Genomic DNA, 21,156 nt, shown 5'->3' on the forward strand with positions numbered 1-21,156 from the left:
AATGCAGTCATTAAGGGGAGCGCCGACGGGCACCGGCAGCGCCGCGATTGAGGAGGTCGCGCGTCGGGTAGATTTCTGGAGATTGAGGGCGCATGAGCGATCGTTTCAATACCATTGCAGGCTGGGCACTGTTTGGCGGCATCATTGCGCTTGGCAGCGGCATTGTGAGCAGCAAGCTGTTTCACGCCGAGCGTCCCGAGCCGATGGGCTACGCGATCGAGGGCGTTGAGGCGGAAGGCGAGGGCGGTGCGTCCGGTCCTTCGCTGAACACGCTGCTCGCCTCGGCGGACGTGGCAGCCGGTGAGAAGGTCTTCGCCAAGTGCGTGGCCTGCCACACGGTCAATCAGGGCGGCGCCAATGGCATCGGCCCCAACCTCTGGGCCATCGTTGGCGACCCGATCGGCCATGGCCGTGGCGGCTTCGCTTTCTCGGATGCGCTCAAGAAGGTGGGCGGCAACTGGACCTTCGAGCAGCTGGATCACTGGCTGACCTCGCCGCGTTCGTTCGCCAACGGTACCAAGATGAGCTTCGCCGGTCTCAGCAAGCCTGAAGATCGCGCCAATCTGATCGCCTATCTCAACACGCAGGGCTCGAACCTGCCTCTCCCGGCTGCCGATGCACCGGCCGAGGCCCCTGCGGCAGAGGTCGGTGCCGACAATGCAGCCGCTGCAGGCAATGCGGCGGAAGCGGGCGCTGAGGGCGCTGCCGCCAACGCTGCGACGCCGCACGAATAATCTCATTAGCCAGAGCCCAGGCTTGGGTTCGGTCAAATATTCAAGCAGGCGCGGGGCAACCCGCGCCGCTTTTGTTATCGGACCCGCTGGTATCAGCGAGCCGGACGGGCGCGGACCTCAGCAGCCCCGCTGGCTATCCGCATAAAAGCTCTCGACCACGGCCCAGCCTTCTTCTGCCGTTTCGACCCAGCTGATCAGATCGAGATCGCGTGGGCTGATCACGCCTTCCTCGGCCAACGCCTCGAAATTCACGACGCGTGTCCAGAAGTCCTTGCCGAACAGCAGGATGGGGATGCGCTTCATCTTGCCGGTCTGCACCAGCGTGAGCAGCTCGAAAAATTCGTCGAACGTGCCGAAACCGCCGGGAAACACTGCCAGCGCGCGAGCGCGCAGGGTGAAGTGCATCTTGCGCAGAGCGAAATAGTGGAACTGGAAGGAGAGATCCGGCGTCACATAGGGGTTGGGCGCCTGCTCGTGGGGCAGCACGATGTTGAGCCCGATGGTTTGTGCGCCGACGTCCGCCGCGCCCCGATTGGCCGCTTCCATGATCGACGGGCCGCCGCCCGAACATACGACGAAGTGATGGCAGCCAGCCTCGTTCGGCGGACATTGCGCCGCGATTCGCGCCAGCTTGCGGGCTTCCTCATAATAACGCGCCTTTTCGGCGAGACGCTCGGCGACTTTCCGGGCGCGCTCGTCGGGCGCGGCATCGATCAGCGCCTGCGCGGCCTCCGGCTCGGGAATGCGCGCCGAGCCATAGAAGACGAAGGTCGAGGCGATCTTTGCTTCATCGAGCAGCAGCTCCGGCTTCATCAACTCGAGCTGGAAGCGGACCGGCCGCAGGTCTTCCCGCAGCAGAAACTCGTTGTCCTGGAAGGCCAGCTTGTAGGATTTGCTTTCTGTCTGCGGGGTGGGGATGATCCGCTTGGCATCGACGGCTTCTTCGCGGGCACGGCGAAACTTGCTTTCGCGCACTGTAGGCTGGTCTGTCATCCAGTGGCGCTAGACGATTTCGGCGGAGAAGAAAACTGGCGGGTTCAGCGGCAAAAACTGCCCCGCCCGCCCATGTCGAAATGGAAATGGTCGCGGTGGGCGCTGTTATAGTCCGGGCCGAGCACGGTGCGGAATCGCTTGCACGCGCTCTGGTGGAGGACCCGCAGGAACTGAGCATGGGTGCTCTCGCCCTGCCAATCGTTCACCAGGCTGATTCGGCGCCCGTCGGCCAGCACGAAGGCGGAAATGTCCACGGCATTGGCGTGGGCATGTTCGCTGCGCTTGCCGGCGATGGTCCCACCGGTGCCGCGGACATCGCGGCAGGCATAAGTGCCGAAGGTCTCGACGCGCACCACTTCGCTGCGCAGATAGAGCCGCGCGGCGGGGCGCACCGCATATTGCACCCAGGCCGCGAAATTGGCGGCGAGGGGGCAGGTCATCGGTCCCAGATTGGCCACCGGTGTGCCGATCTCCAGCAGGCGGATGGTATCGATTGTCGTGCAGCCGCCGCCGCGATCCTGATTGGGCAGCGGTTCGAAGCGGACCTTCGCGGTCGAGAGGCGCGCCGCGCACATGCGATAGCTCTCGCTGTTCGGCATTGTGCGTTGTGCGGGCGCTGCGGCGCCCGGCGCCCTTACACCCGTGCGCGGGCTGGGGCGGTCGGCGCAGGCGGCAAGACTGGTGACCAGCAGCAGGCCGACCAGCCTGCGCATTCCCGCCCTCAATCCGACCGATGACGCCCAATGGATCATGGCGCCGTTTATCACGCATCGCAGCTGAACAAAACCTAGACAGTGCAAGGGGATGCCTCGGCCGCCGCGCGCGGTCTGGCGCATGTCCGCCCAAGCTCCGTTCAGCCCGGGCGAGGCACGCAGGTCCCGATCTTAGCCCGATCTTACATTGACACCCGTCTGCAAATCTCTATGGCCGCCGGCGGGCCACGCGGTCCCAACGCCGCGCGTGCTCTCTGCAAGGAGACGCATACCATGACTGACGTTACGAAGCCGGCGACCACGCCGGCCCGCCCCCATTTCTCGTCCGGCCCCTGCGCCAAGCCGCCCGGCTATGATCCGGCGAAGCTGGCCACCGAAGTGCTCGGACGCTCCCACCGCTCAAAGCTCGGCAAGGATCGCCTCGCTTATTGCATCGCCCTGATGCGCGAGCTGCTGAACCTGCCCGAGACCCACCGCATTGGCATCGTGCCCGGCTCCGACACCGGCGCCTTCGAGATGGCGATGTGGACGATGCTGGGTGCTCGCCCCGTGACGACGCTCGCTTGGGAGAGCTTCGGTGAAGGTTGGGTCACCGATGCCGCCAAGCAGCTCAAGCTCGATCCGACGGTGCTGCGCGCCGATTATGGCCAGATCCCCGATCTGAATGCGGTCGACTGGTCGAATGACGTGCTCTTCACCTGGAATGGCACCACCTCGGGCGTGCGCGTGCCCAATGGCGACTGGATCGCCGACGACCGCGAGGGCCTCTCCTTCGCGGACGCCACCAGCGCCGTGTTCGCCTACGACCTGCCGTGGGAGAAGATCGACGTCGCCACCTTCTCCTGGCAGAAGGTGCTGGGCGGTGAGGGCGGCCATGGCGTGCTGATCCTTGGCCCGCGTGCCGTCGAACGGCTTGAGCAGTACACGCCGAGCTGGCCGCTGCCCAAGGTGTTCCGCCTGATGTCCAAGGGCAAGCTCGCTGAGGGCGTGTTCAAGGGCGAGACGATCAACACGCCGTCCATGCTGGCGGTCGAAGATGCGATCTTTGCGCTCGAATGGTCCAAGACCATCGGTGGCGCCAAGGGCCTTATCGCCCGCGCGCAGGCCAATGCCGATGCGCTCAATGCCATTGTGGAATCGCGCGACTGGCTGGGGCATCTCGCTGCCGATCCGGCGATCCGCTCGATCACCAGCGTCTGCCTCACCGTCGAGGGTGCCGATGCCGACTTCATCAAGAAGATGGCCTCGTTGCTCGAGAAGGCGGATGCCGCCTATGACGTCGCGGGTTACCGCGACGCCCCGGCTGGCTTGCGCATCTGGTGCGGTGCCACGGTCGACACCGCGGACATCGAGGCGCTCGGCCCTTGGCTCGATTGGGCCTATGCCGAGACCAAGGCCGCGCTGAGCGCGACTGCCGCCTGACCCCACTTTCCGGTGCTCCTGTGAAAACAGGAGCCCAGGGCTCAGCAGCACTGCCATCCCGCCCTGGGCCCCTGCTTTCGCAGGGGCACTGTCTCTCTTTGAAGGACAGTAAAATGACCAAGCCCAAAGTTCTCATTTCCGACAAGATGGACCCGCAGGCCGCGCAGATTTTCCGCGAGCGCGGGTGCGAGGTGGACGAGATCACCGGACTGAAGCCCGATGAACTCAAGGAAATCATCGGTAAATATGATGGTCTGGCAATCCGCTCGGCCACCAAGGTGACCAAGGAGATCATCGACGCCGCGACCAATCTCAAGGTCATTGGCCGCGCCGGCATCGGCGTCGACAATGTCGATATTCCCTACGCTTCGGCCAAAGGCATCGTGGTGATGAACACGCCCTTCGGCAACTCCATCACCACCGCCGAACACGCCATCGCCCTCATGTTCGCCCTCGCCCGCCAGCTGCCGGAGGCCGATGCCTCCACGCAGGCCGGCAAGTGGGAGAAGAACCGCTTCATGGGCGTGGAGGTCACGGGCAAGACGCTTGGCTTGATCGGTGCCGGCAACATCGGCTCCATCGTGGCCAGCCGCGCGCTGGGCCTCAAGATGAAGGTCGTCGCCTTCGACCCGTTCCTGACGCCCGAGCGCGCCATCGAAATGGGCGTGGAAAAGGCAGATCTGGACACGCTGCTGGCCAAGGCGGATTTCATCACGCTGCACACGCCGCTGACCGACCAGACCCGCAACATCCTCTCGGCTGAGAATCTGGCCAAGACCAAGAAGGGCGTGCGCATCATCAACTGTGCGCGCGGCGGTCTGATCGACGAGGCGGCGCTGAAGGCCGGTCTCGACAGCGGCCACATCGGCGGCGCGGCGCTGGACGTGTTCCAGACCGAGCCGGCAACGGACAGCCCGCTGTTCGGCACGCCCAACTTCATCTCGACCCCGCACCTTGGCGCGTCCACCAGCGAAGCGCAGGTGAACGTGGCGCTGCAGGTCGCCGAGCAGCTCAGCGACTATCTGCTGAGCGGCGGTGTCACCAACGCGCTCAACATGCCGAGCCTGTCGGCTGAGGAAGCACCCAAGCTCAAGCCCTATATGGCGCTGGCCGAGAAGCTGGGCAGCCTGGTTGGCCAGCTTTCGCGTGACGTCATCCCCCGGATCTCGATCCACAGCGAGGGTGCGGCGGCCGAACTGAACCAGAAGCCGATCGTCTCGGCCGTTCTCGCCGGTTTCCTGCGCACGCAGACGGACACGGTGAACATGGTCAACGCGCCCTTCCTCGCCCGCGAGCGCGGCATCGAGGTGCGCGAGATCAAGACCGAGCGCGAGGGCGACTACAGCACCCTGATCCGCGTCTCGGTGAAGACCTCGCAGGGCGAGCGCTCGGTGGCCGGCACGCTGTTCGGCAACGGCGCGCCGCGTCTGGTCGAGCTGTTCGGCATCAAAGTCGAGGCCGATCTCGATGGCACCATGCTCTACATCGCCAATGTCGATGCGCCGGGCTTCATCGGTGGCGTGGGTGGCATTCTTGGCGAGGCCAAGATCAACATCGGCACCTTCCACCTTGGCCGTCGTGAGGCCGGTGGCGAGGCGATCCTGCTGCTCTCGGTGGACGAGACCGTTCCGCAGACGCTGGTCGACAAGATCTGCGCCCTGCCGAACGTGCACCGGGTCTGCCCGCTCAAGTTCTAAATCACGGCCCGGCCCGGCGTGTCATCACGTCGGGCCGGTCACGCTTGTAATTTATCCTCGCTTGGCGAGCGGAATCGGCTAAATGCCGCGGCATGACTGAAGCCATCGCTCCCGGATTGCTGCCCGAAGGGCTTGCCGATCGTCTGCCGCCCAAGGCGGAGGCCTCCGCCCGCCTCGTGCGCGAAGTGCTCGATACCGTCGCATCGCATGGCTATCGGCGCGTGATGCCGGCCCTCGCCGAGTTCGAGGAAACGCTGGTCGCGCGCCTGCAGTCGGCCCGCGCCGAAGATCTGCTCCGCGCCGTCGATCCGCTCTCCCAGCGTAGCCTGGCGATCCGGCCGGACATGACCGCCCAGATTGGCCGCATCGCCGCCACCCGCATGGCTGCGACCCCGCGTCCGCTGCGCCTGTGCTATGGCGGACCGGTGATGAAGCTGCGGGCCGACCAGCTGCGGCCCGAGCGCGAGCGGATGCAGGTCGGCGCCGAGATCATCGGCACAGACAGCGTCGCGGCGGCAGTCGAAATTGTCAATGTCGCCATCGAAGCGCTGCAGCGCGCGGGTGTCAGCGGCATCACCATCGACTTCACCTTGCCCGATCTCGTGACGATGCTGGCCGATGGCCCGATGCCGCTCCCCCAGGGCGATGTCGAGGCGGTCCGCGACAGTCTCGACGCGAAGGACGCAGGTTCGCTGGCGGCGCTGGGCGAAGCAGCGCGGCCCTATCTGGCACTCATCGAGGCGACCGGGCCATTCCACCCCGCCATGGAGCGACTGCAGGCCTTCAACGCGGGGCCGGCCAAAGGCAAGCTGGATAACCTCATTGCGGCACTGCGCGCGATTGCCAAGCCGATCGGCTGGGATATCACGCTGACGCTCGATCCCACCGAGCGCCACGGTTTTGAATATCAGAGCTGGTTCGGCTTTTCTGTCTTTGCCGAGGGCTTCATCGGCGAGATCGGCCGGGGCGGCAGCTATGCGGTGGCGGGGGCGGACGGCAAGGCCGAGCCGGCCATGGGCTTCTCGCTCTACCCTGATCCGCTCATCGATGCCGGGTTCGGCACCACCGCCGCGCAGCGGGCCTTTTTGCCGATCGGCCATGATGGTGCCCGGGCTGCGGCGCTCCGGGCGGAAGGCTGGGTGACCATCGCCGCGCTGGACGAGGCCGACGACCCACTGGCGCTGGGTTGCGAAGCGATTCTGGACGGCACCGAGCTTCGGCGGTTGTAAGGTCCCGGCTCGCCCGCATGGGCAGCAGACTGGAAACACAGCGATTTTCCCTGCTAGGGCGTCAATGAAATGACGGACGTGGCAGAGGAGCCGATCGCTTGACCAACAAGACCTACGCGGTTTCGCGCAACCCCCTCTGGGTCAGCTGGCGGGAACGCTCGATTGCGACGGTGGATCACGACGCAATCCTGCGGAGGATCGTCGAGGAATCCGGCTGGTCGCCGCGCTACGTCTTCATGACGGTCATATCCGCCGGTATCGCCATTCTCGGGCTGCTGCTGCCGTCCAGCGCGGTCCTCATCGGCGCCATGCTGCTGTCTCCGTTGATGATGCCGATCATCGGCCTGGGCTTTGCGCTCGCGACGCTGGACTTTGCGGAAATGCGCGCATCCGGCTTCGCGTTGGCGGTCGGCGCGGTGATTGCGATCGCGTTCACCGCGCTGTTCGTCCTGGTTTCACCGGTGCAGACCGTGACGACGGAAATCGCGGCCCGCACGCGGCCCAATCTCTTCGATCTTCTCGTCGCTTTCTTCTCGGCACTCGCGGGTGGTTATGCGCTTATTCGCGGGCGGGGCGAGACGGTCGTGGGCGTCGCCATCGCCATCGCCCTCATGCCGCCGCTCGCCGCCGTGGGCTTCGGCATCGCCACATTGAACTGGACCATCGCTGGCGGTGCTTTCCTGCTTTTCATGACCAACACGGTTACGATCACGCTCACGGCCGCATTCATGGCCCGGCTCTACGGCTTTGGCTCCCACCTCACGCCGGCCCATACCCGGCTGCAAAGCATCGTCATGGTGGTCTGCATGACGGCGCTCTCGGTGCCGCTGGCGCTCACCTTGCGACATATCGCCTGGGAGACGTTGGCCGCCCGCCAGGTGCGGGACGTGATCCAGCGCCAGTTCCCTCAGACGGCACGCATCAGCGATCTGGAAACGGATTTCAACCGCCAGCCCATGCGGGTCGTCGCCACCGTGCTTACGCCCACTTATGCGAAGGATGCCGAGCGGGACACCGCGACCAGCCTGCGCGATGCGCTGCAGCGGGATCTGGATGTCACCATCGACCAGATCCAGGTGGGGGCGGGTAATAGCGAGGCAGCTCAGGTGGCCGCCGCCCAGTCGCGCGAGCGCACCCAGAACCTCGAGCGCTTTGCGACGACAGCAGTCGACCGGCTGGCCCTCGTCGCGGGCGTGTCCAGCGATGCGGTGCTGGTGGACCGGGGCCGGCGCCAGGCCACGGTCGCAGCCGAGCCGTTCACCGGCGCGTCGCTCGATCTCTACCGCCAGCTGGAACGGCGCGCATCCGACGGCCTGGATGGCTGGACGCTGGTGCTGACGCCGCCGCCCGCCCCGCTGCCGGTCATCGGCTTTTCGGGCGAGGCATTGACCCAGCAGGGCGCCGCCGACCTCGATCTGGCCGTGTGGGCGGCGCGGCGGGTGCCTTTGGGCATCACCATTACGGGGCAGGCCGCACGCGCCGAGATGGTGCGGGAGATTCTGCGCGCCCAACAAATTCCGGACCAGCGCCTGCTGATCGCGCCCAATGGCGATTCAGATGTCCGCCTGAACTGGCGCCTGCCGGACTGATGCCGATCCGCTGCGAGCGGCGGTGGGTTACCAGTCGCTGCCCTCTGCCACCGCTTCTTGCTCCTCGGGCCGGGTTTCCCGTCCGAGCGCCGCATTGCGATGCGGGAAGCGGCCGAAGCGGGCGATGATTTCGCGGTGGGCCTCGGCGAATTTCAGATTATGCTCGAAGCCCGGCGCGCTGAACAACGCGACGCACAAGTCCTGATCGGCCAGATCCTCGCTGTGCATGAACGGCATGTAGAAGAAGGCGCGGGCGCCCTCGACGAATGCTTTGTCGAAGCCACGCTCCAATGCCGTCCGGGCGATCTCGCGGGCGAGCGGATCGGTCGCGAAGGCGCGAGCCTCGCCCCGGAACATGTTGCGCGGAAACTGGTCGAACAGAATGAGCGCCGCCAGCGCCGTGTCGGCATCGGCCATGAACATATCGGCAGGCTTGTCGCGCTGCGCTTCCCAGAGCGAGCGGAAGAGATGCGTCAGCCGCACATCCTCTTCCTCGCTCGAATCGAACCAGCCGTCCGGGCCGATCTCATTGAGCCAGTGATTGAGCACCGCCGGCACCCAGTCGGGATCGACATGCACCTGCGCCGGCTTGCGCTCGGGGAAATGGTCCTGCACGCGCACCGGCAGGCCATCGATGCTTTGTGTCCGGGTCGAAATGCGCGCCAGCCGTTCCGGGGTTTCGTTTTGCTCATGATAGCGAGAGAGCGTGTCGCGATCCTTCTCGTGCCGCATGAAGGGCACGCCCCAACCGCAACTCTCCTGCACGCTCTCCACCGCGATCATGAAAATCTGGCGGGTGCCGGGCAGGATGGTGAAGGGCCGCGAGGCGAAATCCCATTCATCATCCTGAGGCAGCACCGCCTTGCCGCGCCCATAGAGTCGCAGGATCAGCGGCGGCTGGTCGAACGCACAGAACATGATGGTGATGCGCCCGTCTGCTGCGAGATGGGCCTGGGTCTCGTTGCCGGATCCCCCCACATCCAGATAGCCGACCAGATTGGGCCCCAGCACGCGGAAGCTGTCCATGCCCTTGGGACTGAGGTTGATCCGCGCGCCGTCCGCAGCGGTGGCGACAAAGAAGACCGGCTGTTTCTCGATGAAACTGCGTTGCTTGTCGGAAATGGCAGTGAAGAATTCAGACATGGGCCTCAGGTCTTGCTGGTCGGATGCGCACATTGACGCGCATGGTTCATGCGCATAGCTTGCGCATATGAAGCTTGATCCTATCGCGTCCGGCAAGCGCAAGCCAGTCAATCTCTCGCTCGATACTGGCGTGGTGGAGGCCGCGCGGGAGGCCGGGATCAATCTCTCCCAGACCTGCGAAGCGGCCCTGCGCGCGGCGGCGAAGGCAGAGCGCGAGCGGCGCTGGCAGGAGGAGAACAAGGAGTGGGTCGAAGCCCACAACGCGTGGGTTGAGAAGAACGGCCTTCCCCTTGCCCGTTACCGCATGTTTTAATGGCCCAATATGATGTCGTTCGGCTGAGGTCGGGGCAGTATGTCGTAGACTGTCAGGCTGAGGTGCTGTCGGGCATCAACACACGGTTTGTCGTTCCGCTGGCTTACCCAAACGACGCGCCGCCGCCCCGGCCGGGCCTCAATCCCCGCTTTCGTATGCAGGGCGAAGACTGGGTGCTTGTCACCCAGTTTGCAGGTGCAGTGTCGGTGTCGGAAATCCAAGAAATCGCCGGCTCCCTCGCGCAAGAAGAATACCGGATCAAGAACGCGCTCGACATGTTGCTCACCGGGGTGTGAGGGCGTCGTCTGGTCGTCCCGACCGGCGCCTCAGCCCCCGGTGCCGCCGACCGTCAGCCCTTCGAGCAGCAGTGTCGGCTGGCCCACGCCCGCGGGCACGCCTTGTCCCGCCTTGCCGCACATGCCGATCCCTTCATCGAGCGCGAGGTCGTTGCCGATGCCGACAATGCGGTGCAGCGCGGCGGGGCCATCGCCGATCAGCGTCGCGCCCTTGATGGGGTCACCGATCCTGCCATTTTCCACCTTGTACGCCTCGGTGCAGGAGAAAACGAACTTGCCCGAGACGATGTCCACCTGCCCACCGCCAAAGCTGCGCGCGAAGATGCCGGTCTTTACGCGGCTGAGCAGCTCGGCGGGATCGTCGTTGCCCGCGCGCGCATAAGTGTTGGTCATGCGTGGCATCGGCGCATGGGCATAGCTTTCGCGCCGGCCGTTGCCCGTGGGTGCCACGCCCATCAACCGCGCGTTGAGCCGGTCCTGCATGTAGCCGCGCAGAATGCCATCCTCGATCAGCACATTCTCCTGAGTCGGGGTGCCCTCATCATCGATGCTGAGCGACCCGCGTCGCGCGTCCATCGCGCCATTGTCGACCACCGTCACGCCCGGCGCCGCCACGCGCTCGCCGATCTTGCCCGAGAAGGCGCTGGTGCCCTTGCGGTTGAAATCGCCCTCCAGGCCATGGCCGACGGCCTCATGCAGCATCACGCCCGGCCAGCCAGGACCAAGCAGCACGGTCATCTCGCCCACCGGCGCGGGCATTGAGCGGAGGTTGACCTGCGCCTGTTTAAGCGCCTCGTCGATCGCGCGCTGCCAGGTCGCCTCCTCGAACAGGGAATCGTAGAGATAGCGCCCGCCAATGCCAAAATAGCCGGTTTCGCGCCGCCCATTCTCTTCCATGATGATCGAGACGTTGAGGCGGACGAGGGGACGCACGTCGGTCGCCACGAAGCCGTCCGGCCGCACGATCTCAACGACCGACCAACTACCGGCCAGCACCGCAGAGACCTGCACCACGCGCGGATCGCGGGCCCGCGCCGCGGCGTCAATCTTGGCCATCAGGTCGACCTTCTGCGCGAAGGGGACGAGATCGAGCGGGTTGGCGTCGGTATAAAGATGCCGGTTGGTGCGCTGAGGCGGCGTTGTCATCGGCTCACGCGCCGGGTCGAGCAGCTGGAGCGTCTGCGCTGCCTTGCGGATCGCCCGCTCGCTGATGTCATTGGCGTGCGCGAAGCCGGTCATCTCGCCAGAGACGCCGCGCAGGCCAAATCCGGCATCGGTGGAATAATCCGCTGTCTTCAGCCGCCCATCATCGAAGCCGAAGCTCTCGGTCGCGACATATTGCAAGTAAAGCTCGCCATCTTCGCAGCCGGTCAGCGCCTCGGCGGTGAGCCGACGGGCGCTATCCGGGTCGAGAGACCCATCGCGATACAGGAAGGAACGCACGTCTGTGGTCTGGGGAGCAGCATCTGTCATGGCCATGATATAGGTCCTTTGGGGCACATCGCAAAGCCGCGCTGGAACCGGGACGTGCCGGTCGCCATTTAGAGGCCATGGCCGACTTCTCCTGGATTCGCGCGGAGGCGCATGGGCTACATGTCGTGCCGGCCAAGGCGTGGGTCGATCCGGCCGATCCGGTGGAAACAGCCCTCGTCACGCATGGCCATGCCGATCATGCCCGGGGCGGCCACGGCCGCTGCATCGCGACGCCAGAGACGCTGGCGATCATGGACCTGCGGTACGGTCCGCCCGGCGCCGCGCAACCGGTGGCCTATGGCGAGACGATTAGCTTGCCGGGGAGCGTGCAGGCGACATTCCTGCCGGCTGGGCATGTGCTCGGGTCCGCGCAGATCCTGTTTGAACATGCCGGCGAGCGGGTGATCGTCACTGGTGATTATAAGCGCCGGGCCGATCCGACATGCCCGCCTTTTCAGGTTACGCCCTGCGATGTGTTCATCACCGAAGCCACGTTCGGCCTGCCGGTCTTCCGTCACCCGCCCATTGGCGAGGAAATCGGCAAGCTGCTCAAGGCGCGCGAGGCCAATCCCGAGCGCTGCATCCTTGTGGGGGCCTATGCCCTGGGCAAGGCGCAGCGCGTCATCGCGGAGCTGCGCCAGGCAGGTTATGTCGAGCCGATCTATCTGCACGGCGCGCTGGAGCGGATGTGCCGGTTGTATGAAGACCTCGGCGTCGATCTTGGCGAGCTGCGATTGATCGCCGGCATGCCCAAGGGCGCGCTGGCCGGGCAGATCATCCTCTGCCCGCCTTCGGCCCTCAACGATCGCTGGAGCCGTCGCCTGCCCGATCCGGTCACGGCCATGGCAAGCGGCTGGATGCGGGTGCGACAGCGTGCGCGGCAGCGCAATGTCGAGCTGCCCCTGGTGATCTCGGACCATGCCGACTGGGCGGAACTGACGACCACGATCGCGGAAGTGAATCCGGCGCAGACCTGGATCACCCATGGCCGGGAGGATGCGTTGCTGCGCTGGTGCGAGCTGCACCAACGCCGGGCCCGCGCGCTCGCCCTTGTCGGCTATGAGGATGAGGACGACTGATGGAGGCCTTCGCCGCCCTGCTGGATGCGCTCGTCTACACCCGCTCGCGCAACGGCAAGCTCGCCCTGATCGCCTCCTATCTGCGCGAGACGCCCGATCCTGACAGGGGCTGGGCGCTGGCTGCGTTGACGGACGGCCTCGATTTTCCGGCGGTGAAGGCCGGCACGATCCGTGCCTTGCTGATGGACCGTGTGGACCCGGTTCTGTTCAAGCTCAGCCGCGATTTTGTCGGGGATACGGCGGAGACGGCGAGTCTGCTCTGGCCGGAAAATCCCGCCGCGCTTGATCCGCCGAGCCTGAGCGAAACGGTGGCGGCGCTTTCCGCCATGACCCGCCAGTCCGTCGCCCCCGCGCTGGCGCAGCTCATGGACCGGCTCGATGTGAATGGCCGCTATGCGCTCATCAAGATGGCGACGGGTGCGATGCGCATCGGCATTTCGGCGCGGCTCGCCAAGGTCGCTTTCGCGCAGGCGTTCGATGTGCCGGTGGACGATGTCGAGGAATATTGGCACGGCCAGACGCCGCCCTATGGCGCGCTGTTCGATTGGGCCGCCAAGGGTGGCCTTCCGCCGCGCGTCGACCATATCCCCACCTTCCGTCCGTTCATGCTGGCGCATCCCCTGGAGGATGATGTCGTCGCGCGCGAAACGCTCAACATGGCCGACTATGCCGCCGAGTGGAAATGGGACGGCATCCGCGTGCAGATCGTCCATGTGCCTGAGGAGGATGGCGCCGGGCCGGGCGGGGACACGCGGCTCTTCTCACGCACCGGGGACGACATCACCGGCAGCTTCCCGGATATCGCGGCGGCATTTCGCGAGCCCGGCGTGCTCGATGGCGAACTGCTGGTCCGGGGCAGCCATCAGGGTGGCGAAGAAGGCGGCGCGGCGAGCTTCAACGCCTTGCAGCAGCGGCTGGGGCGCAAGACTGTCTCTAAGGCGATGCTCACCGATTTTCCCGCCTTCGTCCGCCTCTACGATGTCTTGCTCTCCGACGGCGAGGATCATCGCGCGTTGAGCTGGGAGCAGCGCCGCGCCGTGCTGGAGGCGCTGATGCCCCGGCTCGACTCCGCCCGCTTCGACATTTCGCCGCTGATCGAGGCTGCAAGCCTTGCCGATCTTGCCGCCATTCGCGAGCGCGCACGCGATGATGCCATTGAGGGCGTGATGCTCAAGCGGCGGGATAGCCCTTATGTCGCCGGCCGCCGCACGGGCTTGTGGTACAAGTGGAAGCGCGATCCGCTGCTCGCCGATTGCGTGCTGATGTATGCCCAGCGCGGCAGCGGCAAGCGCTCCTCCTTCTACAGCGATTTCACCTTCGGCTGCTGGGATGGCGATCCCGATGCCGGCGCTGAGTTGCTGCCTGTCGGCAAGGCCTATTTCGGCTTTACCGACGAGGAGCTGAAGTGGCTCGATTCTCACGTCCGCCGCCACACCGTCAATCGCTTTGGCCCGGTGCGGGAGACGGACAAGAGTCTCGTTTTTGAGGTGGCGTTCGATTCGATCCACGAGAGCAAGCGCCACAAATCCGGCCTCGCCATGCGCTTCCCGCGCATCAGCCGCATCCGCAATGACAAGCCCGCCCATGAGGCCGACCGGATCGAAAGCTTGCGGGCGATGATCTCCGGCTAGGGGAGCTGGGACGGCTTACCCGCCAATTTCGGCGATCAGTTCCTGCCCATCTTCCTCGTCCCACTCCAGGGCGCCGACGATGCGGGCGACTTCCTTGCCCGCGCCATCGTAGAGAATGGTCGTCGGCAGCGTGCCAGTGCCGTAATGGAAGCCGAGCGCATTCTCCCGGTCCAGCCAGGTTTGCAGGGTGGAGAGCTTGCGCGCCGACCAGAAGGCGGGGACGCCATCTTGCTCCATGTCCTGAGAAACGGCGATCACTTTAACGCCCTTGCCCTCCGCAGCCTTGGCGGCGCGGTCGAGGGCAGGCAGTTCGGCCACGCAAGGCGCGCACCAGGTCGCCCAAAGATTGACCAGCATCGGCTTGCCCTGCGCAATGGCCTTGAGCGTCGCCGGTTTGCCCTCGATGGTGGTGAAGGGCTTGTCCGGCATCGCCTCGCCCTTGTGGCTGCGGTCAATGACATGGGAGAAGGTCTTGCCCGCGCTCCCCGGTGCGGCTTCGTCCGGGCTCACTTCATCGGGGGAGAGGGCATTGCCCACCGCGGCGGCGTTGCCGGCGCCTTGCGCGTTTTGAGCGGATTGCCTATCGCAGCCGCTCGCGGCCAGTGAGAGGCCGATCAGCATAGCAAGGGCAGAAATAGAGCGCATGGCAGACTCCGCAAGCAAGGGCGCGAACAGCATGTGGGGCGGTCGCTTCGCGGCCGGGCCGGCCGCCGTCATGCGCGAGATAAATGCCTCGCTTCCGTTCGACAAGCGCTTGTGGCGGCAGGACATTGCCGGCTCCATCGCGCACGCCCGGATGCTTGGCGCGCAAGGCATCCTTGCGCAGGACGAGGCGGCGACGATCATTGGCGGGCTGGAGGCGATCCAGGCCGAGTATGAAGCCGGTGATCTGCCCGAGGATCTCGACCTTGAGGACATCCACATGGCGACCGAGGCGCGGCTGGCCGAGAAGATCGGTCCCGTGGCCGGGCGGCTGCACACCGCGCGCTCACGCAACGATCAGGTGGCGACCGATTTCCGCCTCTTCGTGCGCGATGCTATCGATGAGGTCGATGCCAGCCTCAAGGCGCTGCAGCGGGCGCTGATCGGGCGGGCCGGCGAGCACTCAGAGAGCGTGATGCCGGGGTTTACCCATTTGCAGAGCGCCCAGCCGGTGACGCTCGGCCATCACCTCATGGCCTATTATGAGATGATCGCGCGGGATCGCTCGCGCTTTGCCGATGCGCGCGCGCGGCTCAATCTCTCGCCGCTGGGTGCGGCGGCGCTGGCGGGCACGGGCTTTCCGACCGATCGGCATATGACCGCGCAAGCGCTCGGCTTCGACGGGCCGACGCGCAACAGCCTCGACAGCGTTTCCGACCGGGATTTCGCGCTCGATTATCTCATGGCCGCCACCCAGTGCAGCCTGCACCTCTCGCGGCTGGCGGAAGAGTTTGTGATCTGGGCAAGCCAGCCCTTCGGCTTCATTTCGCTGCCCGATGCCTATTCCACCGGCAGCTCGATCATGCCGCAAAAGCGCAATCCCGATGCCGCCGAGCTGGTGCGCGGCCATGCCGGGCGGATCATGGGCTGCATGACGTCGCTGTGCGTCACCATGAAGGGCCTGCCGCTGGCTTATTCCAAGGACATGCAGGACGATAAGCCGCCTTTGTTCGAGGCGCATGATCTGCTCGGCCTCTCCATCACCGCGATGACCGGCATGGTGGAGACGACGACCTTCCGCACCGAACGGATGCGGGCGCTGGCCGAAAGCGGCTTCGCAACCGCAACCGACCTTGCCGACTGGCTGGTGCGGGAAGGCAATGTGCCGTTTCGCGAGGCGCATCACATCACCGGGCGTGCGGTCAAGGCCGCGGAAGAGGCGGGCGTGCAACTGGCGGCGCTGCCGATCGAGACGCTCAAGGCCATTGATGCGCGGATCGACGAGCGCGTTTTTGCGGTGCTGACGGTGGATGCCTCTGTCGCCAGCCGCAAGAGCTATGGGGGCACCGCACCCGATCAGGTGCGCGCGCGGATTGCCGAAGCGCAAGCCGCGCTGGATGGAGAGACCGGTCGATGAAGGCGATGAATCACAAGATGATCGCGCGTGCCGCTCTGGCGCTGCTCGTGGCGGCTAGTCTTTCGGGCTGCGGCTCGGTGAAGGATCTGCGCCCCAAGGAGGGCATGGGCCAAGTGCCCAAGGCCGCCGCCGCGCCTGAGCGGGAGACGCCCAAGCAGCTCATGACGCCATCCACCCAGGCAAAGCCCGACCGGCAGGCAGATCTGCTCGACCGATCCATGGAGCGCGCCGAGGACCCGTTCGATTTGCCGCCCGGGCCGAACAACGGGCGGAGTGGGGCGGAGTAATCTTGGTATTCTGACCTCCCGTTCGTGTCGAGCGAAGTCGAGACACGTTAGGACTGTCCTCGGTGTCTCGACTTCAGCCTTTAGGCTGAAGTTTATCCTGAGCGCCCGCCCTGCGGGCAGTCGAAGGGCTCGACAGGAACGGATGTTGGGACTTTTACCGCCCGCACCCCGCTTGTGCCCCGCCTGATGCGGGCATAGGACTGAGGCATGGATATTCAGACCACCCAAGCCGCCGCCACGCCGCCTGTCATCCGCCGCGAGGATTATCGCCCGCCGCTCTGGCAGGTGCCGCAGATCAGCCTCGACTTCGATCTCGATGCCCGCGCCACCCGCGTCAAGGCCCGGCTTGAGGTCACCCGCGCCGGCGATCATGCCCAGCCGCTGCGACTGGATGGCGACGGACTGACGCCGCTGCGGGTCGCCGTCGACGGCCGCACGCTCGCCCCCTCCGACTGGCGGCTCGAGGAGGGCGCGCTGCTGATCCCGCTGACCGGCGAGAGCCACGTCGTCGAGACCGAGGTCGAGATCAATCCTGCAGCGAATACACAGTTGATGGGGCTCTACGCTTCTGGGGGCCTGCTCTGCACCCAGTGCGAGCCGGAGGGCTTCCGTCGCATCACCTTCTTCCCCGACCGGCCGGATGTGCTCTCGCGCTATGATGTGACGCTGCGCGCCGACAAGGCGACCTATCCCGTGCTGCTCGCCAATGGCGATCCGGTGGAGGCGGGCGATCTGGAGGGCGGGCGGCATTGGGCGCGCTGGACCGATCCGTTCCCCAAGCCGAGCTATCTGTTCGCTTTGGTCGCTGGCAATCTCGCCTGCAATGCGGACAGTTTCACGACCATGAGCGGCCGGCCGGTGAAGCTCGGCATCTGGGTGGCGGAAAGCGATCTGCCGCGCACGGACCATGCGATGAAGGCGCTCAAGGATTCGATGGCGTGGGACGAGCGCGTCTATGGCCGCGAATATGATCTCGATGTGTTCAACATCGTGGCGGTGGCGGATTTCAACTTCGGCGCGATGGAGAATAAGGGCCTCAACATCTTCAACACGCGCTACATTCTGGCAGACCCGGAAACGGCGACCGACCCGGATTATGACGCCATTGAGGCGGTTGTGGCGCACGAATATTTCCACAACTGGTCGGGCGACCGAGTAACCTGCCGGGACTGGTTCCAGCTCTCCCTCAAGGAAGGTTTCACCGTCTATCGCGATCAGGAATTCTCCGCCGACATGGGCTCGGCACCGGTCAAGCGGATCGAGGATGTGCGCGTGCTGCGCGCGGCGCAGTTCCAGGAAGATGGCGGTCCGCTCGCTCACCCGGTGCGGCCAGAGTCCTATATGGAGATCAGCAACTTCTATACGGCGACCGTCTATAACAAGGGCGCCGAGCTGATCCGCATGATGGCTAGGTTGCTGGGGCCAGAGCGGTTCCGCAAAGGCACCGACCTGTATTTCGAGCGGCATGACGGGCAGGCGGCGACCTGCGAGGATTTCGTCCGCGCGATGGAAGATGGCGGCGGCATCGATCTCGCTCAGTTCCGGCTCTGGTACAGCCAGGCCGGCACCCCGCGCGTGACGGTCGAGACCGCGCATGATGCGACGAGCGGCACGGTGACGCTCACCTTGCGCCAGACCGTGCCGCCGACGCCAGGGCAGGGCGAGAAGCAGCCCATGGCGATCCCATTCCTCTTCGCCCTGTTCGACCGGAAGACGGGCGCCCATGCCGGCGAGGAGTTGGAGGTGCTGACGCAGGCGGAGACGGTCATCACGCGCACCGGTTTCGCGCAGCCGCCGGTGCTTTCGCTCAATCGCAGCTTCTCCGCGCCAATCGTGGTGGAAGCCGAGCAGAGCGCCCAGGATCTGGCCTTTCTCGCCGCGCGCGATGACGATGCGTTCAGCCGCTATGAGGCGTTGCAGCAGCTCATGATCAATGGCCTGCTCAGCCACATTGCGGGCGGACCGCTGGAGAGCGGCGTCATCATCGACTCGATCCGCCGGACGATCAGCGACGACACGCTGGACCGGGCGCTGATCGCCGAAGCGGTGAAGCTGCCAAGCGAGGCCTATCTCGGCGACCAGATGCAGGTCGTCGATCCGGATGCCATCCACGCGGCGCGTGAGGCGCTGCAGCACGAGATCGGCGCGCAACTGGAGCAGGACTGGCGCAGGCTCCATGCCGATTGCGCGCGCAATGGCTTCTCGCTCTCGGCGGACGCGCGCGCGGCCCGCAAGCTGCGCGGGGTTGCCTTGAGCTATCTGGTCGCATCAGGCGCATCGGATGGCCCGGCGCTTGCCTTCGCCCAGTTCGAGCAGGCGGATAATATGACCGAGCGCCAGGCCGCGCTGGCTGTTCTCGCCAATGGCACGGCGGCGGAGCGGGACGCAGCACTGGCGGCGTTCCACGCGCGCTATGCGGGCAACGCGCTGGTCATCGACAAATGGTTCCAGACCCAGGCTTTGGCCTTCCATCCGGAGACGGTCGATAATGTCGCGGCGCTGAGCAGCCACCCCGACTTCACACTCGCCAACCCCAACCGCGCCCGCGCGCTTTATGGCGCGTTTGCCGCCAACCAGTGGGCGTTCCACCGGGCGGACGGCAAGGGCTATGACATGGTGGCAGGCGCCATCATCGCGCTCGACAAGCTCAATCCGCAGACCGCCGCGCGGCTCGTGCCGCCACTTGGTCGCTGGCGCCGGTTCGATGCGCAGCGGGGTGCCGCCATGCGCGCGGCACTGGAGCGGATCATCGCCGAACCCGGCCTCTCGCGGGACGTAATGGAGCAGGCGACGAAGAGCCTCGCCTGAGCGGGATAGGACTTCAGCCGGGCGTCAGGTCCGGCTGGAGACCCAGGTCGCCACGGCATTGGCGACATCGTTGGCGGCGGCGCTGATCGCCGGGGCGACGCCATCTGCGTCGATGCGGCTGACCGGCGCGGAGGCGGTGAACCGCTGGCGCGTCACTGTCAGGCCGTCGGGCGAGAGCATGGTCGCGTCGAACGTGACGACCGCTTCCCGGCGCGTCGCATCGATACCGAATTCGACCAGATCGCCATTGAGGATGTAGCCGGTGCGGGCGAGATACTGGCCGGGGTCGAGCACCAGGATATTGCTGCGCGACCGGATCGTCTCCGATAGGAGAGACTGGAATTGCCGGGCTGGCGTATCGACCCAGATCGCATCCTTCACATAGGCAAAGCTGGTGCTGTTCTCGCGCACCGCCACGCGCGGGGTCGCGAGGGCCTTCGGCACGTTCGGCACATCGATGAACAGGGCGGATTCACTGGCACTGGATGCCGATACCCCGGCCGGCACCGTCGCCGTGCTGGCAATCGCGAGCAGCCGGTCGGGCGGCTCGGCACCGAACTTCACGCACCCGGCCGCCGAAATGAGCAGGCCCGTGATCAGGGCCGCCCGCGCTGCGTTGCGCATCGCTGCTCCGCTGGTCGCCGGGGTGGTCTGCACGTTCGCTCTGCTGTTCGTCATGGCTTGTAATCCGGCAATTTGGGCGAGCCGATCAAGGCGCCTGCACCCTGTTGTTCAACGGTATCCGTCACAGCCTGAAGCGAACGGGAGACCTGACGCAGATCGCGGACCAGCAGGCCGATTTGCGGCATGGTGTCGCGGGTAAAGGTCCGCATGCCCGGCTGTGCCTCCTTCAGGGTCGCATCCAGCGTTTCCAGCGTCGCGCCGGCATTGCGGATCGTCGTGCGCAGGTCGCGGATGAGGGGACGACCCTCTTCGTTCACCAGCGCATTGGTGTTGTTCGCGGCCTGGGCGAGCGATTCGGCAGCCTTGGAGGCATTTTCGAGCGTCAGCTTGGCTTGTGTGATGGTATCAGCCAGTTCCGGTCCACGCGCGGCGATGTCGCCTGTCAGCTTGTCGAGATTCTGCAGGATGCCGGCAATATGCTTCTGGTTGCGATCATCCAGCAGCTCGGTCAATCGCTCGGTGAGCGTCGTAAGCCGCTCCAGCAGCATCGGGGCGCTGTTGAGCAGTTCGCCAAGCGCACCGGGTTTGGTCGGGATGACGGGGACGCCTTCGGGGCAGACCGACTGCGCATTGCGCTCCGGGCAGACGATCGGCGGTGCGCCGCGCACCGCGCCCTCAAGCTGAATTTCCGAGACACCGGTAAAGCCCACGCCATTGATCGTCGCGGTCGTGCCCTGCAGGACGGGCGTCGTCCGGCTGACGACGATGCGCACGCGCACGAACTGGGGGTCGCGCTCCCAAAGCTCGATCGACTGGACCTGCCCCGAGGGCACGCCAGCATAAGTCACAGCAGAGCCGCGGGCGATCCCGCTCACCGACTGCTTGAAGAAGATGTCGTATTCCTTGCGATCGGATTCGCCGATGCGTGAGAACCAGAAGGCTGCCCCGACCGTCAAGGCCATCAGGAGCAGGACGACCGCGCCCACGAACACATTGTTGGATCGTGTTTCCATCTATTTCCTGCTTTCCCCCAACAGCTTTATGGCGCCGTGGTTCCACCCTGTCC

General features: G+C 65.6%; 19 protein-coding genes. 12 read left to right on the top strand and 7 right to left on the bottom strand.

Annotated features, from left to right (window positions below):
- The first annotated feature begins 92 nt into the window (after positions 1-92).
- Positions 93-734 carry a c-type cytochrome gene (locus M2343_RS13415; RefSeq protein ID WP_264577048.1) on the top strand — a complete coding sequence of 214 codons (642 nt, stop codon included), beginning with the start codon at positions 93-95 and terminating at the stop codon, positions 732-734.
- Between the two features lie 117 nt (positions 735-851).
- Here M2343_RS13415 and M2343_RS13420 read toward each other — a convergent pair whose 3' ends face one another.
- Positions 852-1,727 carry an LOG family protein gene (locus M2343_RS13420; protein WP_264577049.1) on the bottom strand — a complete coding sequence of 292 codons (876 nt, stop codon included), beginning with the start codon at positions 1,725-1,727 and terminating at the stop codon, positions 852-854.
- A gap of 44 nt (positions 1,728-1,771) precedes the next feature.
- A complete protein-coding gene (locus M2343_RS13425) occupies positions 1,772-2,440 on the bottom strand; it encodes an extensin family protein (RefSeq protein ID WP_264577050.1) in 669 nt (222 codons plus the stop codon).
- A 273-nt stretch (positions 2,441-2,713) separates the two neighbouring features.
- Here M2343_RS13425 and M2343_RS13430 point away from each other — a divergent pair, with 273 nt between their 5' ends.
- From M2343_RS13430 to M2343_RS13445, 4 genes are all read left to right on the top strand, one after another.
- The gene (locus M2343_RS13430; protein ID WP_264577051.1) at positions 2,714-3,862 is read left to right on the top strand and encodes a phosphoserine transaminase; all 1,149 of its coding nucleotides are present in this window, start codon (positions 2,714-2,716) and stop codon (positions 3,860-3,862) included.
- A gap of 113 nt (positions 3,863-3,975) precedes the next feature.
- Positions 3,976-5,559, top strand: coding sequence for a phosphoglycerate dehydrogenase (serA, locus tag M2343_RS13435; protein WP_264571656.1), 1,584 nt, complete (start codon positions 3,976-3,978; stop codon positions 5,557-5,559).
- Positions 5,560-5,651: 92 nt separating this feature from the next.
- Positions 5,652-6,788: an ATP phosphoribosyltransferase regulatory subunit gene (locus tag M2343_RS13440; RefSeq protein WP_264577052.1), complete on the top strand. Its 1,137-nt coding sequence runs from the start codon at positions 5,652-5,654 to the stop codon at positions 6,786-6,788.
- A 98-nt stretch (positions 6,789-6,886) separates the two neighbouring features.
- Positions 6,887-8,377 (top strand): DUF389 domain-containing protein, encoded by a 1,491-nt coding sequence (locus M2343_RS13445; protein WP_264577053.1) that lies wholly within the window; start codon positions 6,887-6,889, stop codon positions 8,375-8,377.
- 27 nt (positions 8,378-8,404) lie between these two features.
- On the opposite strand, the gene M2343_RS16690 is transcribed toward M2343_RS13445, so the two are convergent.
- Positions 8,405-9,520, bottom strand: coding sequence for a DUF924 family protein (locus tag M2343_RS16690; RefSeq protein ID WP_319799409.1), 1,116 nt, complete (start codon positions 9,518-9,520; stop codon positions 8,405-8,407).
- 67 nt (positions 9,521-9,587) lie between these two features.
- On the opposite strand from M2343_RS16690, the gene M2343_RS13460 reads away from it, so the two are divergent.
- The gene (locus tag M2343_RS13460) at positions 9,588-9,833 is read left to right on the top strand and encodes a type II toxin-antitoxin system CcdA family antitoxin (protein WP_181561102.1); all 246 of its coding nucleotides are present in this window, start codon (positions 9,588-9,590) and stop codon (positions 9,831-9,833) included.
- A complete protein-coding gene (locus tag M2343_RS13465; protein WP_181561103.1) occupies positions 9,833-10,129 on the top strand; it encodes a CcdB family protein in 297 nt (98 codons plus the stop codon). Before M2343_RS13460 ends, M2343_RS13465 begins: the two co-directional genes overlap by 1 nt.
- Positions 10,130-10,159: 30 nt before the next feature.
- On the opposite strand, the gene tldD is transcribed toward M2343_RS13465, so the two are convergent.
- On the bottom strand, positions 10,160-11,602 hold the full coding sequence (tldD, locus tag M2343_RS13470) for a metalloprotease TldD (RefSeq protein WP_264577571.1): 1,443 nt from the start codon (positions 11,600-11,602) through the stop codon (positions 10,160-10,162).
- A 77-nt stretch (positions 11,603-11,679) separates the two neighbouring features.
- On the opposite strand from tldD, the gene M2343_RS13475 reads away from it, so the two are divergent.
- Both M2343_RS13475 and M2343_RS13480 read left to right on the top strand, forming a co-directional pair.
- On the top strand, positions 11,680-12,681 hold the full coding sequence (locus M2343_RS13475; protein ID WP_264573985.1) for a ligase-associated DNA damage response exonuclease: 1,002 nt from the start codon (positions 11,680-11,682) through the stop codon (positions 12,679-12,681).
- A complete protein-coding gene (locus tag M2343_RS13480) occupies positions 12,681-14,312 on the top strand; it encodes a cisplatin damage response ATP-dependent DNA ligase (RefSeq protein ID WP_264577054.1) in 1,632 nt (543 codons plus the stop codon). Before M2343_RS13475 ends, M2343_RS13480 begins: the two co-directional genes overlap by 1 nt.
- A 15-nt stretch (positions 14,313-14,327) precedes the next feature.
- Here M2343_RS13480 and M2343_RS13485 read toward each other — a convergent pair whose 3' ends face one another.
- Entirely contained in the window at positions 14,328-14,957 is a 630-nt protein-coding gene (locus M2343_RS13485; protein ID WP_264577055.1) for a TlpA family protein disulfide reductase, read from the bottom strand.
- 31 nt (positions 14,958-14,988) lie between these two features.
- On the opposite strand from M2343_RS13485, the gene argH reads away from it, so the two are divergent.
- From argH to pepN, 3 genes are all read left to right on the top strand, one after another.
- The gene (gene argH / locus M2343_RS13490; protein ID WP_264577572.1) at positions 14,989-16,371 is read left to right on the top strand and encodes an argininosuccinate lyase; all 1,383 of its coding nucleotides are present in this window, start codon (positions 14,989-14,991) and stop codon (positions 16,369-16,371) included.
- Positions 16,368-16,658 (top strand): hypothetical protein, encoded by a 291-nt coding sequence (locus tag M2343_RS13495; protein ID WP_264577056.1) that lies wholly within the window; start codon positions 16,368-16,370, stop codon positions 16,656-16,658. Before argH ends, M2343_RS13495 begins: the two co-directional genes overlap by 4 nt.
- 207 nt (positions 16,659-16,865) lie before the next feature.
- Entirely contained in the window at positions 16,866-19,466 is a 2,601-nt protein-coding gene (gene pepN, locus M2343_RS13500) for an aminopeptidase N (RefSeq protein ID WP_264577057.1), read from the top strand.
- A 24-nt stretch (positions 19,467-19,490) separates the two neighbouring features.
- On the opposite strand, the gene M2343_RS13505 is transcribed toward pepN, so the two are convergent.
- Both M2343_RS13505 and M2343_RS13510 read right to left on the bottom strand, forming a co-directional pair.
- A complete protein-coding gene (locus M2343_RS13505; protein ID WP_264577058.1) occupies positions 19,491-20,144 on the bottom strand; it encodes an ABC-type transport auxiliary lipoprotein family protein in 654 nt (217 codons plus the stop codon).
- On the bottom strand, positions 20,141-21,103 hold the full coding sequence (locus M2343_RS13510) for an MlaD family protein (RefSeq protein ID WP_181561110.1): 963 nt from the start codon (positions 21,101-21,103) through the stop codon (positions 20,141-20,143). The genes M2343_RS13505 and M2343_RS13510 overlap by 4 nt, the downstream gene beginning before the upstream one ends.
- Positions 21,104-21,156 lie beyond the last annotated feature (53 nt).

Origin of the sequence: Sphingobium sp. B8D3B (genome assembly GCF_025961875.1) — a bacterium.
GTDB lineage: Bacteria > Pseudomonadota > Alphaproteobacteria > Sphingomonadales > Sphingomonadaceae > Sphingobium.

Coding starts and splice junctions, on each gene's coding strand:
- M2343_RS13415 (WP_264577048.1), top strand. CDS start 93: ATGAGCGATCGTTTCAATACCATTGCAGGCTGGGCACTGTTTGGCGGC.
- M2343_RS13420 (WP_264577049.1), bottom strand. CDS start 1,727: ATGACAGACCAGCCTACAGTGCGCGAAAGCAAGTTTCGCCGTGCCCGC.
- M2343_RS13425 (WP_264577050.1), bottom strand. CDS start 2,440: ATGCGCAGGCTGGTCGGCCTGCTGCTGGTCACCAGTCTTGCCGCCTGC.
- M2343_RS13430 (WP_264577051.1), top strand. CDS start 2,714: ATGACTGACGTTACGAAGCCGGCGACCACGCCGGCCCGCCCCCATTTC.
- serA (WP_264571656.1), top strand. CDS start 3,976: ATGACCAAGCCCAAAGTTCTCATTTCCGACAAGATGGACCCGCAGGCC.
- M2343_RS13440 (WP_264577052.1), top strand. CDS start 5,652: ATGACTGAAGCCATCGCTCCCGGATTGCTGCCCGAAGGGCTTGCCGAT.
- M2343_RS16690 (WP_319799409.1), bottom strand. CDS start 9,520: ATGTCTGAATTCTTCACTGCCATTTCCGACAAGCAACGCAGTTTCATC.
- M2343_RS13460 (WP_181561102.1), top strand. CDS start 9,588: ATGAAGCTTGATCCTATCGCGTCCGGCAAGCGCAAGCCAGTCAATCTC.
- M2343_RS13465 (WP_181561103.1), top strand. CDS start 9,833: ATGGCCCAATATGATGTCGTTCGGCTGAGGTCGGGGCAGTATGTCGTA.
- tldD (WP_264577571.1), bottom strand. CDS start 11,602: ATGACAGATGCTGCTCCCCAGACCACAGACGTGCGTTCCTTCCTGTAT.
- M2343_RS13475 (WP_264573985.1), top strand. CDS start 11,680: ATGGCCGACTTCTCCTGGATTCGCGCGGAGGCGCATGGGCTACATGTC.
- M2343_RS13480 (WP_264577054.1), top strand. CDS start 12,681: ATGGAGGCCTTCGCCGCCCTGCTGGATGCGCTCGTCTACACCCGCTCG.
- M2343_RS13485 (WP_264577055.1), bottom strand. CDS start 14,957: ATGCGCTCTATTTCTGCCCTTGCTATGCTGATCGGCCTCTCACTGGCC.
- argH (WP_264577572.1), top strand. CDS start 14,989: ATGTGGGGCGGTCGCTTCGCGGCCGGGCCGGCCGCCGTCATGCGCGAG.
- M2343_RS13495 (WP_264577056.1), top strand. CDS start 16,368: ATGAAGGCGATGAATCACAAGATGATCGCGCGTGCCGCTCTGGCGCTG.
- pepN (WP_264577057.1), top strand. CDS start 16,866: ATGGATATTCAGACCACCCAAGCCGCCGCCACGCCGCCTGTCATCCGC.
- M2343_RS13505 (WP_264577058.1), bottom strand. CDS start 20,144: ATGACGAACAGCAGAGCGAACGTGCAGACCACCCCGGCGACCAGCGGA.
- M2343_RS13510 (WP_181561110.1), bottom strand. CDS start 21,103: ATGGAAACACGATCCAACAATGTGTTCGTGGGCGCGGTCGTCCTGCTC.